Here is a 16,511-nt window from a genome sequence, read left to right as displayed (position 1 = left end):
GAGCGAGTGGACAGAACGATGAAATCAACTTCCGGCGGCGAAGCGATCGTCAACGGCCTCGTCGCGCATGGCGTCGATACTGTGTTCGGCCTGCCCGGCGCGCAGATCTATGGCCTGTTCGATGCCTTCCATCAGGCGCAATTGAAAGTGATCGGCGCGCGGCATGAGCAGGCCTGCGGCTACATGGCGTTCGGCTACGCACGTTCATCGGGCAAGCCGGGCGTCTTCAGCGTGGTGCCCGGTCCGGGCGTACTCAATGCCAGTGCGGCGCTACTCACTGCGTTCGGCTGCAACGAGCCGGTGCTGTGCCTGACCGGACAGGTGCCGACGGCGTTTCTCGGCAAGGGCCGCGGCCATCTGCACGAGATGCCGGACCAACTCGCAACGCTGCGCACCTTCGTGAAATGGGCCGAGCGGATCGAATACCCAGATGCCGCACCCGCCGCGGTGTCGCGTGCGTTTCAGGAGATGATGTCGGGCCGCCGCGGTCCCGTATCGCTGGAAATGCCGTGGGACATCTTTACGCAGCGCGCGCAGGTCGGCGCCTCAACCGTGTTCGATCCGTTTCCAGCGCCGCAACCCGATCCCGACCGGATCAAGGCGGCGGCTGCGCTGATCAAGGACGCGAAGCGACCGATGATCTTCGTCGGCAACGGCGCGATCCATGCGCGCGAGGAAATTCTCGAACTGGCCGAAATGATCGATGCGCCTGTCGTGGCATTCCGCAGCGGCCGCGGCATCGTCTCCAACGCGCACGAGCTCGGGCTGACCATGGCGGCGGCCTACAAGCTCTGGCCGAACACCGATCTGATGATCGGGATCGGCACGCGCATGGAGCTGCCGGCCTCGGGTTTCCGCTGGCCGTACCAGCCGAAGGGATTGAAGTCCGTTCGCATCGATATCGACCCGGCCGAGATGCGCCGGCTTGCATCCGACGCCGCCGTGGTCGCGGATGCGAAAGCCGGCACGGCCGATCTCGTGGCGGCTGTGAAGAAGGCCGGCTATGGCAGGACCAGCGGCCGGCGCGGTGAAATCCGCGAAGCCACCGCGGCGGCGCAGCAGGAGATCCAGAAAGTTCAGCCGCAAATGGCCTATCTGAACATTCTGCGCGAGGTACTGCCGGCCAATGCAATCGTCACCGATGAGCTCTCGCAGGTCGGCTTCGCCTCCTGGTACGGCTTTCCGGTCTACGAGCCGCGCACCTTTATCACTTCGGGTTATCAAGGCACGCTCGGCTCCGGCTTCCCGACCGCGCTCGGCGCCAAGGTCGCCAACCCGGACCGCCCGGTGGTCGCGATCACGGGTGATGGCGGCTTCATGTTCGGCGTGCAGGAACTGTCGACTGCCGTGCAATTCAAGATCGGCGTGGTGACGCTGGTTTTCAACAACAACGCCTATGGCAATGTGCGGCGCGACCAGCGCCAGCATTTTGACGGACGCGTGGTGGCGTCCGACCTGGTCAACCCGGATTTCGTGAAGCTGGCGGAGTCGTTCGGCGCGGGTGCTGCGCGGGTAACTTCGCCCGATCAGTTCCGGCCCGCGCTGGAGAAGGCGCTGGCCGATGGGGGGCCTTACGTGATTTCGGTGGAAGTGCCGACGGATTCGGAAGTCTCGCCGTGGATGTTCATTCACCCGGCGAAGAACGCTTAGGCCTGCTTCGCCGCCCCACCGCGTTGTATCCGCGAGGCTGCGATCACCAGCAGCCCCGCTCCCGCAACCGACCAGCACGCCACCGGCGCCCAGTGCAACAGCGGCGCATATTCCGGCAGCTTTTGTAGGCCACCTGCAACCGCCGCCATCCGCGCAAAGGTCGCGAGCGCCAGCGCGGAGAAGACCAGCCCCACCACCTTGCCCTCGGCGCCGGTCTCCCCGATCGCCAGCGCCGCCGAAACCGCAGCCATCAGCATGCAGCCCCACGCCGCGCCGGCGACGAACTGCGCCGCGATCAGCATGTTGAGATTGCCGGCCATCTCCGCGCCCAACACGGCCAGCGCGCCGAGCAGGCCGGCGGCGCCCATCACGATCAGCCCGCCGCGATGCTTGACCACGACGCTCGCCGGAAACATCGCGATGTTGAAGCCGATCCAGAACACCGGCATCAGCCATGGCAATTCGTCCGGCTTGGCAAATCGCAGGAAGAACGGCGTGCTGTTGATGGAAAAATGCAGTTGATAACCGAGCGAGAGGATCGCCATCGAAGCGATGAAGAACGTCGGTACCGGGCCAAGCGGTTTTACAGGCGCAACCGGTTGTTTTGCAGCGCGAGGTGCCTGCGCCAGATCACGTTCGACCTTCGAGAGCGCGAGCGTCGTGAGCAGCAGTACCATGCCCGAGATCACGAAGGGCAGCCGCGGGTCGTGGTTGCGCAGCACCAGGCCGAGATAAGGCGAGACGGCGCCGGCTAGTCCGTAGCCGAGCATCGTCAGCGCCGACAAAAACGGAATCGCCGGCCGCGCGGCGTATTTGCCGAGTAGCGTCAGCGGCGGCGCGCGCAGGGCCGATGACGTCACGACCCAGATCAGGATCAGGGCGATGAACCAGACCTGCGCGCCCGGTCCGGTCCCCGCCACGAACGGCAGCGCGACAAAGGCCGCACAGGAGATCGCGGTCAAGGTGCCGACGAAGACGCCAAGCTTGCCGACGAACGGTGCGATCTTGTCGGCGGCAATCCCCATCGCGGTGTCGGTGATGGTGAAGATTGCCTGATCCAGCATCAGGATCAGGATCACGGCTGACGGCGCGATGCCGACATCGGCGCAGAGTTTTGGCAAATAGATGACGTAAGTGGTCCAGCCCAGCGTGAACACGAGCTGCAGCACGGCAAGATAGACGCCGGTGCGATTGGCGGTGGTTTCGGACGTTGCTTCTGATGTGCTCATGTCGCCCCCCGGCGGAGGGAGCATAGACGATGAAAACGGTCGATGGAACGTCTCTTCCCTTCTCCCCTTGTGGGAGAAGGTGCCTTCGCGCAAGCGAAGGCGGATGAGGGGTCTGTCTCCGCGGAGAGAACCCCTCATCCGGCGCTTCGCGCTACCTTCTCCCACAAGGGGAGAAGGAATTACCGCGCCTTGCGGAATGTGAGATTGATACGCTGGCGGCCCATCAGGGCGTGCTCGCCGTCGGCGAGCGGGGCTACGCCGTGGAAGAACAGCCGCGACGGTCCGCCCCAGACCACGATGTCGCCATGCTCGAGCCTATAGCGCTTCGGTTTGTCGGCGCGCTTTGGGCCGCCGAACAGGAAGATTGCGGACAGACCGAGCGACACGGACACGATCGGCGCGGCGAAATCCTGCTCGTCCTTGTCCTGATGGAGCGACATCCGTGCGCCGGGCGCGTAGCGGTTGATCAGGCAGGCGTCGGGCGCGAAGCCGGCAAAGCCAGCCTCGGCGGCCGCCTGCTCGGCAATTGCGCGAAAGATCGGCGGCATCTCCGGCCAAGGCTGCGCGGAATCCGGATCAATGCCGTCATAGCGATAGCCGCTGCGGTCGGTCACCCAGCCCGCAGTGCCGCAATTGGTCATGGCGACCGACATCTGGTGACCGCCGGGCGTAAACATACGGCGGAATGGCGCTCGCGCGATGATCTCGCGCAACGCCGCGACCACTTCGTTTTCGAAGGGCTTCGAATATCCGCGCAGCAATACCGCGCCCTCCGCCATCGCTTCGCGCGATGGGCGCACATCCGGCACGGCCTCGAACAAATCCGCAGTCAATTCTATCAGCACTCACTTGGCATCGTGAAAAATCACGCCGACGGTATGGCGATGGCCGGAGCGTATCCGGCTGACGCCGTGGCGCAGATTAACGCGATAGGGCCCACGCGTCCCCTGCACCGGCCGGTGATGCACAGCAAACGCGACCGCATCGCCCTGCCTCAGCGGCACCACCTCGGGCCGCGACTGCATCCGCGGCCGCTGCTCGGTCAGCACGAACTCTCCGCCGTCGAAATCCCGCCCCGGTTCCGACAGCAGGATCGCGACCTGTAGCGGGAACACGTGCTCACCATAGAGGTCCTGATGCAGGCAATTGTAGTCGCCTTCGCCATATTGCAGCAGCAGCGGCGTCGGCCGCGTCTGCCCGGCGTCGTGGCAGCGCTTCAGGAACGCTGCATGCTTGTCGGGATAGCGGATGTCGATCCCCATCGTTTCGTTCCAGCGATTGGCGATGCCGCACAGCCGCGCATAAAGCGCCGGCCGTAACTGCGCGATCAGCTCGGGCAGCGGATAGGCGAAATACTTGTACTCGCCGCGACCGAAGCCGTGGCTCCCCATAACGATACGGCTGCGGAAGTTCTTGTCATCGGGATAAAGCGCGGCCAGCGCAGCGCATTCGTCCGGCGACAACAATCCCTTCAGGACGGCGCAGCCCTGCGCGTCGAGATCGGCGGTTGCCTGCGTCCAGTCGATGGCATCGACGCGGGCGGCGATGTCGGGGGCAGGATGGTGGATGTTTCTTGCGGTTGCTTTCATGCCGACAGTCTCGCAATCAGGCCACGACAAAACCACCCGATTTCTGACGAGTTCCATCCCCGTCATTGCGAGCGCAGCGAAGCAATCCACGCCTCAGCTCGGGGATAGATGGATTGCTTCGTCGCTTCGCTCCTCGCAATGACGGCGGTTGGGGCCCGGCGTCAGCCCAGCACCGGCAGCGCGATCACGTCATAGCCGTGGCTGATCTTCCGCTTCATCACGGGATCCTCCAGTTCGAACTCGAAGCGATCAGCGGGCCGGATGCCGCCCTTGGCGGCAAACGTGCCGCCGAACATGGCGCAGCCGTCGGGCAGGCCTTTGCCGCCAAAGCCGCGCTCGATCAGGTCGTTCACCGGCAGCATGGCGTCCAGCGTGCCCTCCTGATAGAGCACCCGCGCGCCGCCGATGATGGCCCAGGAGCGCAGGATCAGCCGGTCCCAGTGACCGATGACTTCCTCCAGTTCCCACAGCACCGAGGCCACCGGCTTGTCGCACATCTGTTTTGAGACGGTGACGCTGTAGCTTTCCACCTTGCGATCGGTGTGGTCGGAGCCACAGCCGACAAAGATGCGGCCCTGCCAGCCGATCAGCACGAACTCGACCTCCCCGCTGGAATCGCCGCCCGTTACCTCGATACGATCGTCCTGGGTAATCCGCCGCGCTGAACAGCGATAATAAATCGGCGTCGTCGCGGGGCGCGCAATGCCGAGCGCTTCGAGTTCGGCGATATGCTTGTCGCGCGCGACCGGATCGCGCCCGGTCCAGCCGGCGATGACGGCCTGGTCGATCGCGAGCGTCAGCGGCGTCAGCATGCCCTTGTCGTCGACGTTGAAGGTCAGATCAAACACGGATGACATCCTCCATTCCGGCGGCAAGTTCGAAGATGCGGCGATCCGATCCGCCGGCGGCTGCGAGCATCAGTCCGACCGGCACCTCGCCTTCGCGATGCGCGGGCAGCGAGATCGCGCAGCCGTCGAGCATGTTGATCAGGGTGCAATTGCGCAAGGCGCGCAAATTCTGCGTGGTGAAGGCCTGATCGTCGGCGAGGTCGGCGATCCTGGGCGGCGTATTCGCGGTGGTCGGCAGCACCAGCGCGTCATAGGGCGCGATGCGCTGTTCGGTTCGTGCAATGAACGAGCGGCGCGCCTTGAGGATGTCGATATAGTCCGCCGCGCTGATGCCTTCGCCGCGAAGGATACGGACGCGGACGCGAGGGTCGTAGACGTCGCCTTTGCCGGTGAGCAGGTAACGGTGCCAGGCGTAGCTTTCGGCGGCGGCAAAACCGCCCTTGCTGTTCATGACGCCGACGTCGTGAAATTCCGGCACCTCGATGCGCTCGATCAACGCGCCGTGGCGCGACAGCGTCGCCAGCGCACGCTCGAAGGTTTTGGCGACCTCCTCATCGAGGTCATCGAGCGCGATCGTGGTCGGCACCGCGAGCCGCATGCCCTTGACGGTGCGCGGCTGCAACGGCTGCACGGCTTCGTCCGCGAGCACAGCATCCAGCACCGCACAGCAAGCTACGCTACGCGCCAGCGGCCCAAAACTGTCGAGCGAGGACGACAGCGGCACGCCGCCGTCGAGCGGCACGCGCGCCTGCGTCGGCTTGTACCCGACGATGCCGTTATAGGCCGCCGGAATCCGGCAGGAGCCGCCGGTATCGGTGCCGAGCGCGCCATGCGCCATGCGGTCGGCGATCGAGACGGCCGCGCCCGAGGACGAGCCGCCCGGCACATGGCCGACACTGCGATTCCAGACGCTCTTCGGCGTGCCGTAGTGCGGATTGATGCCGATGCCGGAATAGGCGAACTCGGTCATGTTGGTGCGGCCGATCACGATGAAGCCGGCCCTGCGCAGCCGCGCCACCACGGGCGCATCGGCGTCCGCAGGCGGGGAATCTTCCAGCGCGCGAGACCCGGCGCGGGTCACCTGCCCCTTGATGTCGTAGAGATCCTTGATCGAGACGGGAATGCCGGCATAGGGCGATGGCGCGGCGCGCGCTTTGCGCAGATGATCCATCGCATCGGCTGCGGCGATCGCCGCGTCCTTGTCGACGTGGATAAAAGTCCGTGCGCCCTCGCCTGCGGAATCGGCAATCCTGGCGAGGCATTCCTCGACCAGTTTGCGCGCGATGGTTCGTCCGGAGTCGAGATCGGCAGCAAGACTGGCAAGCGTCGGATGGTCAGGCATGGCTCTCTTGTTCATTTCCTGTGGCGTCACTCGTGGTCCGATGCGAGCTCGATGTCGAAAGCTGCATCGGCGATTTGCCGTGGCGCGGACTATTGCCCGAGACACGCTGGCATACAAGCGCTCTCGGGCGCGGGAATGCGGCCATGCATCTCCGTCGCCGCTCGGGCCGTTGACGGGCAATAGACAAATGTCGCATCAAGACCGCAACAAGCGGGCAACGCCCGACTTCCCCAAGGAGAAACTACCCACATGGCCGAGCCCGCGCGCGCCAAACCAAAGCCAACCCCGGAGACCCAGCATTTCTGGGACGGTACGCAGGCCGGCGAACTGCGCCTGCAGCGCTGCGACGCCTGCGCCAATGTCTATTTTCCGCCGCGCCCGTTCTGCCCGTCCTGCGCCTCGCGCAAGGTTTCCGTCTTCAAGGCCAGCGGCAAGGGCAAGCTCTACAGCTATGTCATCAACCACCGTCCTGCGGCGCCCGGCTTCACCCCGCCTTACGCCATCGCCGTCGTCGAACTCGACGAAGGTCCGCGCATGATGAGCAACATCATCGATTGCCCGCAGACGCCGGAGGCGCTGGAGCTCGACATGAAGCTCGAGGTCGCGTTCGAAAAGCTCGACGACAAGATCACCCTTCCCATGTTCCGTCCGGCGAAGGCTTAAGCACCATGCGCAGGAATCAAGTTGCCGTCGTCGGCGCTGCTGAGACCACGGAACTCGGCGTCATCCCGAACATGTCGCAGATCCAGCTCCACGCGGATGCGGCACTCAATGCTATCGCCGATGCCGGGCTCAAGCTGTCCGACATCGATGGTATCGCGACCGCCGTGGAAACCCCGCAGCAGATCGCCCACTACCTCGGCATCACGCCGACCTGGGTGGACGGCACGTCCGTCGGCGGCTGTTCGTTCATGCTACATGTCCGCCATGCCGCCGCCGCGATCGAGGCCGGCCTGTGCAAGACCGTGCTGATCACCCACGCCGAAAGCGGAAAATCGATGATCGGCAAATTGCCGCGCTCGATCCCCGCCGACAGCCTGCAGGGCCAGTTCGAGGCGCCGTTCGGCGTCTACGGCCCGCCCAGCATGTTCCCGATTCCGGTGCTGCGCTACATGAAGACCTACGGCATCACCCATGAGCAGATCGCCATGGTCGCTGTCGTGCAGCGCGAATGGGGCGCAAAGAATCCGCGCGCGATGATGAAGGACCCGATCACGGTCGAGGACGTCCTGAACTCGCGGATGATCGCCTACCCGTTCCGCCTGCTGCAGTGCTGCCTCGTTACCGACGGCGGCGGCGCGCTGATCCTGACCTCGGCCGACCGCGCCAAGGACTTTCCGAGAAAGCCGGTCTATATCCTCGGCACCGGCGAGAGCGTGGAAACGCCGATGGTCAGCCAGATGGAGACGTTCAACTCCTCGCGCGCCTTCAAAATCGCAGGCCCCACCGCCTTCAAGGAGGCCGGCATCAGCCACAAGGACGTCGATCATCTGATGATCTACGATGCCTTCGCGCATCTGCCGCTCTATGGCCTCGGCGATCTCGGCTTCATGCCGCATGAAGAGACCGGCAAGTTCATCGCCGACGGCAACACCCGCCCCGGCGGCAAGCTGCCGCTCAACACCAATGGCGGCGGATTGAGCTACATGCATTCCGGCATGTACGGCATGTACGCACTGCAGGAAAGCGTGCGGCAAATGCGCGGCATCGCGCCGGCGCAGGTCAAGGACGCGAAGATTTCGGTCTGCCACGGCGTCGGCGGCATGTTTGCGGCATCTGGCACGATCATCTTTACGAACGAACGCTAACCACCTTCGTCATTCCGGGGTGCGCAACGCGCGAACCCGGAATCTCGAGATTCCGGGTCTGGTGCTTCGCACCATCCCGGAATGACGAAGCAAACAGGAGACTCCTAATGACAAAATCACTGCAAGACAAAGTCATCATCGTTACCGGCGCCGGCCGCGGCATCGGCCGCGAGATCGCGCTGCTCTGCGCCGCGGAAGGCGCAAAGGTCGTCGTCAACGATCCCGGTGTCGCCGCCGACGGCGCCGGCTCGAGCGCTGCGCCCGCCGAGGAAGTGGTCGAGGAGATCAAGAAGCGCGGCGGCACCGCGGTCGCCAATTTCGAGTCGGTGGCGGAAGCTATCCCCGCGAGCAAGATCGTGAAGACGGCGACCGATCATTTCGGCCGGCTCGACGGCGTCGTCAACAATGCCGGCATTCTGCGCGACATGATCTTCCATAAGATGAGTGTCGAAGCGTTCGAGGCCGTCATCAAGGTGCACCTGATGGGCTCGTTCTATGTCAGCCACGCCGCGGCACGGCTGTACCGCGAACAGGAGAGCGGCTCCTTCGTGCACTTCACCTCGACCTCGGGCCTGATTGGCAATTTCGGCCAGGCCAACTACGCCGCCGCCAAGCTCGGCATCGTCGGCCTGTCGAAGTCGATCGCGCTCGACATGGGCCGCTTCAACGTGCGCTCGAACTGCGTCTCGCCGTTCGCCTGGACCCGCATGATCGGCACCATCCCCACCGAGACCGAGGCCGAGAAGGCGCGCGTGGCGAAAATTCAGCAGATGGGTCCGGAGAAGATCGCGCCGCTCTGCGCCTATCTGCTCAGCGACGCCGCCAAGGACGTCACCGGACAGATCTTCGGCGTGCGGATGAACGAGATTTTCCTGTTCAGCCAGAATCGTCCGCTGCGCTCGGTGCACCGCGACGAAGGCTGGACGCCGCAGACCATCGCCGAGCACGGCATGCCGGCGCTTGCGGGATCGTTCTACAAGCTCGACCGCTCCGCAGACATCTTCACCTGGGATCCGATCTGACAGAAATGTAGGGTGGGCAAAGGCGCACTTTTGCGCCGTGCCCACCATCCTTCCGAGATCGTCAGCTTGAATGGTGGGCACGCTTCGCTTTGCCCACCCTACCAAGCAGCCCGCCATCGCGGGTTGTTTCACCACAGCCCGCCCGCTTTATGCCGGAATGCGAGCCGATGTTTTCCTTCCAACAAAAACGTGGGAGGAAATCATGACAACCTCGCTGACCTTTTCCGATTCCCAACAACAAGGCGGCGGTTTTGACCGTCGCAAGATATTGACGGGCGCGGCAGCGCTTGCCGCCTCCGCCGTGACGATGAAGACGGCCTCTGCCGCCTCGGTGGCGCCGCTTGGCCAGACCGGCGCGCCAACCACGGCAACGCCGCCTCTGCCGCTCGGCCCGCTTCCCGGCGCCCGCTATCCGGACTCGCGCCTGGAGTCGATGAAAAAGCCGAAGGTTTCGTTCGGACCGACCGGCTTCCCGGCGTTCGCCGGCACGATGGCGGTGGAGCGCGTCGCAACCGGATTCCGCTGGGCAGAAGGCCCGGTCTACTTCGCAGCCGGCCGCTACGTGCTGTTCTCCGACATTCCCAACAACCGCATCATGCGCTTTTCGGAAGATGACGGACACCTCAGCGTGTACCGCCAGCCGTCGATGAACTCCAACGGCAATACCATCGATCGCGAAGGACGCCTGATCACGTGTGAACATTCCGGCCGGCGGGTCACCCGGACCGAACTCGACGGCTCGATCACCATCATCGCCGACAAGTACAACGGCAAGAGATTGAACTCGCCGAACGACGCGGTCGTCGCCGCCGACGGTTCGATCTGGTTCTGCGATCCGGTCTACGGAATCGGCGGCTATTACGAGGGCATCAAGGCCGAGCCCGAGCAGGAAAAGAAAAATGTCTACCGGGTGGATCCGAAATCCGGCGACATCAAGATGGTCGTCGATGACTTCGTGGAGCCCAACGGCCTTTGCTTCTCGCCCGACGAGAAGAAACTTTATGTCTGCGACACCGGTTTCACCGACGGGCCGGACAACCCGTCGCATATTCGCGTGTTCGACGTGGACCTCGCGGCTGGCAAACTTTCGAACAGCAAAGTCTTTGCGGACATGCCCAAGCCCAGCATTACCGACGGGCTGCGCTGCGACACCGCCGGGCGTCTGTGGTGCTCCGTGGGCTGGGGCGATCCGAACGAGGACGGCGTGCGCTGCTATACGGCTGACGGCGATCTGCTCGGCAAGATTCACATTCCCGAAACCGTCGCCAATCTGTGCTTCGGCGGTCAGCAGCGCAACAGACTCTACATCTGCGGCTCGTCATCGCTCTATGCGGTCTATACGAGTGCGCAGGGCGCGATGAAGCCGTGAGATTAGCGAATAGTGAGTGGCGAATGGCGAATAGGAAATCCATTCGCTACTCGCCATTCGCTATTCGCCCTTATCTCACCCACTATTCCGCAACCCCGCCGAAATGCCGTTGATGGTAAGCTGAATCCCGCGCAGCACCTGCTCGTCCGGACTATGCGAGCGATGCTCCTTCAGTAGCTCGACCTGCACGTGGTTGAGCGGATCGAGGTAGGGGAAGCGGTTGCGGATTGAGCGTTCCAGCAGCGGGTTGCCCTGCAAGAGGCGCTCGTGGCCCATGATGTCGAGCAGGGTCTCGATCGAGGCATGCCACTCGCGCCGGATGCGTCCGAAGATGCTTTCGCGCAAGGCCACGTCCGGCACCAACTCGGCATAGCGCGAGGCGATCGCAATCGAGCTCTTGGCCAGCACCATGTCCATGTTCGACAGCAGCGTGCGGAAGAACGGCCATTCGCGGTAGAGTTCCTGCAGGAACGGCATGCCCTGCTCCGGGTGCTCCGCGATCCAGGTCTCGACCGCGGAGCCGAAGCCGTACCAGCCCGGCAGCATCAGCCGGCACTGCGCCCAACTGAACACCCAGGGGATGGCGCGGAGGTCCTCGATTTCGCGGGTCTTCTTGCGCGACGCCGGGCGGCTGCCGATGTTGAGCGTCGAGATTTCGGTGATGACGGTGGAGCCCCAGAAATAATCGGCAAAGCCTTCGGTCTCATAGACCAGCCCGCGATAGGCCTTGAATGCCAGCGCCGACAATTGCTCCATTGCCGTCAGATACTCTTTCCGCGGCGCGCTCTGCCGGGGATGCAGCAGGCTCGCCTCCAGCGTGGCTGCGGCCAAGATTTCCAGATTGCTGCGGCCGACTTCCGGATTGGAATATTTGCTGGAGATGATTTCTCCCTGCTCGGTGATGCGGATCTGTCCGTTCACCGCGCCGCCGGGCTGCGCGATGATGGCGTCATAGCTCGGCCCGCCGCCGCGGCCAACCGATCCGCCACGGCCGTGGAACAGTCGCAAGCGCACGCCGTGACGCTCGAACACGTCGACCAGTTCGATTTCAGCTTTATACAGCTCCCAGCCCGAAGTGACGAAGCCGCCGTCCTTATTGCTGTCGGAATAGCCGAGCATCACTTCCTGGATGCCGGCGCGGCTGTCGACCAGCCGGCGGTAATCGTGCAGCGCCAGCATCCGGTCCATGATGCCGGATGAGGCCTGCAGATCCTCGATGGTTTCGAACAGCGGCACGATGTTGATCGCGCTGCGACCGGAAGGATTGACGAGGCCGACCTCCTTCAACAGCACCGCCACCTCCAGCATGTCCGACATGCCCTTGCACATGGAGATGATGCATTGGCGGATCACGTCGGGGCCGAAGCGCGCATGGGCTTCGGCGGCGGCACGGAACATGGCGAGTTCGCCGCGTGTTTCTTCGCTGTACTTGACGAACACCGAGCTCAGCGGCCTTGCACTGCGCAGCTCGCGCAGTAGCAGATGGACACGGGCCTCCTCATTCAGCGCCAGATAGGACATGCCGGGGATGGCGGCATCGAACAGTTCCGCGACCGTGCGCTCGTGCACCGCGGAATTCTGCCTGATGTCGAGCCGGGCGAGATGAAAGCCGAAGCAATCCACGGCACGACGGAGCAAGCGCAACCGACCGCGCGCGATCACGCCCGAATTGTTCGCAATCAAAGAACGATCCAGAACGTCGAGATCGGCTTTGAATTCCTTCACGCTCGCATAAGGCGCGGCCTCGCCGACCGGACGACGCGTCGTCTCGACCTCGAGCTTTGCAGCGGTCGCGGTCAGCCTTGCATAGATGCCCGACACTGCCAGCCGATACGGTTCACCGCTCCTGTGCGGCGACGTATCGGGCGACCGCTCGGCGAGCGCGCGCAACTCGTCGGAGACGTCGGCAAGGTGCGCGGCCAGCGACAATTCGGAGCCGAGGACATGCAACTCTTCCAGATAGAAGTTCATCACCCGGCTCGACTGCAGGCGCAGCGTGCCGCGCATGACGTCGGCAGTGACAAAGGGGTTGCCGTCGCGGTCGCCGCCGATCCAGCTTCCCACGGTCAGGAACGACGCCAGCTCGCCGGGCGCGCCGCCCTCCTCCCGGTTCAGCCGGTCCTCCAGCGCGCAATGCAGCCGCGGCACCTCGTGCAGGAAGGTGTAATCGTAGAATGACAGGCCGTTGGCGACTTCGTCGAGCACGGTCAGCTTGGTCCGGCGCAGCAGGTTGGTCTGCCACAGCGTCAGTACGGCGCGGCGCAACTGCTCGTCACAGGCCTCGGCCTCCTCCTGCGTAAGCTGGACGCGTTCGCGCCGGTCGAGCAGCGCGGCGATCTCCATCTCGCGGTCGATCGTGCTCTTGCGGCGGACTTCGGTCGGATGCGCCGTCAGGACCGGGCTGACGTGGGCGCCTTTAAAGAAGCAGCGCAACTCGGCCGCGCTGATCCCGGCGGTCTTTGCGTGAGCGAGCGTCTGAGTCAGCGCGCTCGGTCGCGGCCCGCCGGGACCGCGGCCACGCATTTGGCGGATGTTGTTCTGGTCCTCGGCGATGTTGGCGAGATGCGAAAAATAGCTGAAGGCGCGGACGATCCGCACGGTATCGCTGATCGACATGCTGTCGAGGATGGTCTCGAGTTCGCGCCGCGCCAGCTTGTCCTCGTCGCGGTGGAACCGGATCGAGGTCTGGCGGATCCGCTCCACCAGGTCGAACACATCGCCGCCTTCCTGGTCGCGCACGGTGTCGCCGAGAATGCGCCCAAGTAGGCGGATATCGGTCCGCAGCCGGGCATCCTCCTCCAACGCCAGCGCTTCATCGCTCCGGTTGAACCGGATTTCGATTTCGGAAGGCATGGTCTGGGAAGACATTGGCTGGCTACCTCAAACTGCCCGGCTCTTCCGAGTGTGCAATTTTTTTGCCGCAGTGCAAGATAAAGATGGAGGCGGTGCACACCGTGGTATCCCGGACACGGCGGAGCGCGCGCTGCTCCGCAGAGCCGGGACCCGATGCCAGGTATGCTCAGGCGTGGGTCCCGGATCAGCAGCGTACCGCCGGAGTCGTGCGAAACGCGATCCCGAGCGCGCAGCTCAGCATCCGCGGCACGGCAGCGCCAGCTAAATCCTCCGCCCTGCCCGCTCCCAATAGGGGTCGCGCAGGCGGCGCTTGAAGATCTTGCCGGAATCTTCCCGCGGCAGGTCGGACTGGATTTCGATGTGTTTTGGCACCTTGTAGTCGGCCAGCGCGACCTTGAGCTGGCTGCGGATGGAAGCCAGGTCGAGCGTCACCGCCGGCTGCGGCTCCACCACGGCCATCAGCGCCTCGCCGAATTCGGCGTCGGGAATGCCAAACACCGCGCAATCATGCACGCCGGGAATCGCATGCAGCGCAGCCTCGATCTCGGCCGGATAGATATTGACGCCGCCTGAAATCACCATGTCGCGCTTGCGGTCGCAGATGAAGACATAGCCGTCCACGTCGATATAGCCGACATCGCCCGAGGTGATGAAACCGTCGCGATCGATCTCGGTGCGCTTTTCCGGCTTGTTATGGTAGGTGAAATCGGGATTGCCTGATATGCGCGAATAGATTTCGCCGATCTCGCCCTGCGGCAGTTCCCTGCCGTCGTCGCCGATGAAACGCAGCTCGGCACCCGGCGCGATCTTGCCGACGGTGCCTGGCTTCTTCAGCGCGTCCTCGGAAGTCGCAAACGTAACCGCACCGGACTCGGTCGATCCGTAGAATTCGTAGATGATCGGCCCCCACCATTCGATCATGGCGCGCTTGACGTCGGCCGGGCATGGCGCGGCTGCATGGATGATATGGCGCAGCGACGACATGTCGTATTTCTTGCGCACTTCCTCCGGCAGCTTCATCAGCCGGATGAACATGGTCGGCACCATGAAGATGGTGTCGATCCTCTCGGTCGCGATCACTCGCAAAAATTCTTCCGCGTCGAAGCGCGGCATGATTACCAGTGCGCCGCCGAGGCGGCCGGCGCGCAGGCCGAACGAATTCGGCGCGGAATGATACAGCGGCCCCGGAAGCAATGCGCGGGCCCCCGGCTTGAGGCCGTAGATCAGCGCGCGCATGCGCTCGGCGTTGGCACTTTGCTCCGGTGTCGGCGCAAAGCGGCGCACGCCCTTGGGATGGCCTGTCGTGCCGGAGGTGTAGATCATGTTCTGCGGCTGCGGCACCGCCGGCCCGTCATAGCGCTGGTGTTGGTTCAGCCAGGATTCGAAATCGATCGCGAAGTCGGGCGTCGCCAGATGATCCGGATTGATCTTGTAATGGCTGAGAATCTCCGGTGGGGTCAGGACACTGAGCGCAGTGACGCCTTGCGGGATCGCCTCGCGTAACTGATGCAGCATGTCGGCATGCGCGATCAGCACGGATGTGCCGGAATCCGTCAGCACATAATTGATCTCTTCCGGCTTGAAGTGCCAGTTGACCGGCACGCCATAGGCGCCGAGCCGCATTGCCGCATAAGCCGCCTCGATGAAGGCGATGTCGTTGCGCATCAGCATGGCAACGCTGTCGCCCTGCTTGACGCCGAGCTTTTGCAGCCCGCTGGCGATGCGCTCAGTCCGTTCGGCGACCTCGCCGTGGTCGCGCCGGCGCTCGCCGCTGATAATGCCGAGAAAGGGTTGGGAGGCTGACATTGTCTCTTTCCGATCTGGTGCCGGGTTTGGAGGTCGCACCGTCATTCCGGGATGGTCCGAAGGACCAGACCCGGAATCTCGAGATTCTCAGGTGCGCAATTGCGCACCATAGTTCGATGCTTCGCATCGCCCCGGAATGACGGAGAGATCATCCCACATCCACAAACCGCGGCGCGCGCTTTTCCATATTGGCGCGCACGGCTTCGGTCTGGTTGGGGCTGCCGAGCAGCTTCTGCTGCTCGGCGGATTCGGCCAGCAGCGCCGGGGCCGGATCGACGGAGAGTTTGTTCAGCATACGCTTGGCAGCACGGATCGCGTCGGGACTTTTGCCGGCGATCTCGCGTGCGATCTCGAAAGCCGCCGCGCGCGGATCGTCGCAGATGCGCGTCGCGAGGCCATAACTCATGGCTTCCTGCGCAGAGAAGATGCGGCCGGTATAGGTGAGTTCGCGCAAAATATCGTCGCGAACGAGACTGGCGAGAATGGGCGTGCCGGCCATGTCGGGCACCAGGCCCCATTTGATTTCCATGATCGACATCCGCGCGTCCGGCGTGAGGAATCGCATGTCGGCGCCGAGCGCGAGCTGGAAGCCGCCGCCGAACGCCACGCCCTGGATCGCGGCGATGACCGGCACCGGAAGCTGGCGCCAGCCCCAGACCGCAGCTTGCGGAAAGTTCGCGATGCCATGGGTGCGTGCAGTGAGGTCGCGTTTCTCGCCGCCGGCGATCCCGTTACCGCCGCTTTCCTTCATGGCCTGAAAGCGCCCCATATCGAGACCGGCGCAAAACGCCCGCCCTTCCCCGGACAATACTACCACCCGGAGCCCCTTTTCATGGGCCAGCCGCTCGGTCGCGGCCACCAGTGCCTCAAACATCGCGGCATCGAGCGCATTCATCTTGTCAGCCCGCACCAGCCGGACATCGGCAATGCCGTCCGAAATCGAGATCGAGACGCGCTGCTCCATGAAAAATCTCCTCAGTTGCTGCTTTACAGAA

The 16,511-nt window shown here is 63.9% G+C and carries 13 protein-coding genes; 5 read left to right on the top strand and 8 right to left on the bottom strand.

Annotated features, from left to right (window positions below; translation table 11 throughout):
* The first annotated feature begins 18 nt into the window (after window positions 1-18).
* A complete protein-coding gene (locus V1277_RS24275; RefSeq protein WP_334418458.1) occupies window positions 19-1,650 on the top strand; it encodes a thiamine pyrophosphate-dependent enzyme in 1,632 nt (543 codons plus the stop codon).
* On the opposite strand, the gene V1277_RS24270 is transcribed toward V1277_RS24275, so the two are convergent.
* The 5 genes from V1277_RS24270 to V1277_RS24250 all read right to left on the bottom strand — a co-directional run bounded on the left by V1277_RS24270 (window position 1,647) and on the right by V1277_RS24250 (window position 6,658).
* Window positions 1,647-2,879, bottom strand: coding sequence for an MFS transporter (locus tag V1277_RS24270; protein ID WP_334418457.1), 1,233 nt, complete (start codon window positions 2,877-2,879; stop codon window positions 1,647-1,649). The genes V1277_RS24275 and V1277_RS24270 overlap by 4 nt on opposite strands.
* 179 nt (window positions 2,880-3,058) lie before the next feature.
* Entirely contained in the window at window positions 3,059-3,712 is a 654-nt protein-coding gene (gene alkB / locus V1277_RS24265; RefSeq protein WP_334420443.1) for a DNA oxidative demethylase AlkB, read from the bottom strand.
* Between the two features lie 12 nt (window positions 3,713-3,724).
* Window positions 3,725-4,468 (bottom strand): 2OG-Fe(II) oxygenase, encoded by a 744-nt coding sequence (locus tag V1277_RS24260; RefSeq protein WP_334418456.1) that lies wholly within the window; start codon window positions 4,466-4,468, stop codon window positions 3,725-3,727.
* Window positions 4,469-4,629: 161 nt separating this feature from the next.
* On the bottom strand, window positions 4,630-5,316 hold the full coding sequence (locus V1277_RS24255; RefSeq protein ID WP_334420442.1) for a DUF2848 domain-containing protein: 687 nt from the start codon (window positions 5,314-5,316) through the stop codon (window positions 4,630-4,632).
* Complete coding sequence (locus V1277_RS24250; protein WP_334418455.1) at window positions 5,309-6,658, bottom strand: amidase; 1,350 nt, start codon at window positions 6,656-6,658, stop codon at window positions 5,309-5,311. Before V1277_RS24250 ends, V1277_RS24255 begins: the two co-directional genes overlap by 8 nt.
* A 249-nt stretch (window positions 6,659-6,907) precedes the next feature.
* On the opposite strand from V1277_RS24250, the gene V1277_RS24245 reads away from it, so the two are divergent.
* The 4 genes from V1277_RS24245 (at window position 6,908) to V1277_RS24230 (ending at window position 10,857) form a co-directional block, all read left to right on the top strand.
* Window positions 6,908-7,321: a Zn-ribbon domain-containing OB-fold protein gene (locus tag V1277_RS24245; protein ID WP_334376558.1), complete on the top strand. Its 414-nt coding sequence runs from the start codon at window positions 6,908-6,910 to the stop codon at window positions 7,319-7,321.
* Between the two features lie 5 nt (window positions 7,322-7,326).
* Complete coding sequence (locus tag V1277_RS24240; RefSeq protein ID WP_334418454.1) at window positions 7,327-8,466, top strand: thiolase C-terminal domain-containing protein; 1,140 nt, start codon at window positions 7,327-7,329, stop codon at window positions 8,464-8,466.
* A gap of 107 nt (window positions 8,467-8,573) precedes the next feature.
* Entirely contained in the window at window positions 8,574-9,488 is a 915-nt protein-coding gene (locus tag V1277_RS24235) for an SDR family oxidoreductase (protein WP_334418453.1), read from the top strand.
* Window positions 9,489-9,921: 433 nt separating this feature from the next.
* Complete coding sequence (locus tag V1277_RS24230) at window positions 9,922-10,857, top strand: SMP-30/gluconolactonase/LRE family protein (protein WP_442894596.1); 936 nt, start codon at window positions 9,922-9,924, stop codon at window positions 10,855-10,857.
* Between the two features lie 75 nt (window positions 10,858-10,932).
* Here the strand turns inward: V1277_RS24230 and ppc are convergent, their stop codons facing one another.
* The 3 genes from ppc to V1277_RS24215 form a co-directional block, all read right to left on the bottom strand.
* Window positions 10,933-13,725, bottom strand: coding sequence for a phosphoenolpyruvate carboxylase (ppc, locus tag V1277_RS24225; protein ID WP_334418452.1), 2,793 nt, complete (start codon window positions 13,723-13,725; stop codon window positions 10,933-10,935).
* Between the two features lie 246 nt (window positions 13,726-13,971).
* Window positions 13,972-15,516, bottom strand: coding sequence for an acyl-CoA synthetase (locus V1277_RS24220; RefSeq protein WP_334418451.1), 1,545 nt, complete (start codon window positions 15,514-15,516; stop codon window positions 13,972-13,974).
* A gap of 148 nt (window positions 15,517-15,664) precedes the next feature.
* Entirely contained in the window at window positions 15,665-16,480 is an 816-nt protein-coding gene (locus V1277_RS24215; RefSeq protein ID WP_334420441.1) for a crotonase/enoyl-CoA hydratase family protein, read from the bottom strand.
* Between the last annotated feature and the right edge of the window lie 31 nt (window positions 16,481-16,511).

The organism is Bradyrhizobium sp. AZCC 1588 (genome assembly GCF_036924735.1).
Lineage (GTDB): Bacteria > Pseudomonadota > Alphaproteobacteria > Rhizobiales > Xanthobacteraceae > Bradyrhizobium.
Note: the sequence above shows the minus strand (reverse complement) of the source record. Positions and strands in the feature narration are given on the sequence as shown.

Coding starts and splice junctions, on each gene's coding strand:
- ppc (WP_334418452.1), bottom strand. CDS start 13,725: ATGTCTTCCCAGACCATGCCTTCCGAAATCGAAATCCGGTTCAACCGG.
- V1277_RS24275 (WP_334418458.1), top strand. CDS start 19: ATGAAATCAACTTCCGGCGGCGAAGCGATCGTCAACGGCCTCGTCGCG.
- V1277_RS24230 (WP_442894596.1), top strand. CDS start 9,922: ATGAAAAAGCCGAAGGTTTCGTTCGGACCGACCGGCTTCCCGGCGTTC.
- V1277_RS24220 (WP_334418451.1), bottom strand. CDS start 15,516: ATGTCAGCCTCCCAACCCTTTCTCGGCATTATCAGCGGCGAGCGCCGG.
- V1277_RS24270 (WP_334418457.1), bottom strand. CDS start 2,879: ATGAGCACATCAGAAGCAACGTCCGAAACCACCGCCAATCGCACCGGC.
- V1277_RS24250 (WP_334418455.1), bottom strand. CDS start 6,658: ATGCCTGACCATCCGACGCTTGCCAGTCTTGCTGCCGATCTCGACTCC.
- V1277_RS24240 (WP_334418454.1), top strand. CDS start 7,327: ATGCGCAGGAATCAAGTTGCCGTCGTCGGCGCTGCTGAGACCACGGAA.
- V1277_RS24260 (WP_334418456.1), bottom strand. CDS start 4,468: ATGAAAGCAACCGCAAGAAACATCCACCATCCTGCCCCCGACATCGCC.
- V1277_RS24245 (WP_334376558.1), top strand. CDS start 6,908: ATGGCCGAGCCCGCGCGCGCCAAACCAAAGCCAACCCCGGAGACCCAG.
- V1277_RS24215 (WP_334420441.1), bottom strand. CDS start 16,480: ATGGAGCAGCGCGTCTCGATCTCGATTTCGGACGGCATTGCCGATGTC.
- V1277_RS24235 (WP_334418453.1), top strand. CDS start 8,574: ATGACAAAATCACTGCAAGACAAAGTCATCATCGTTACCGGCGCCGGC.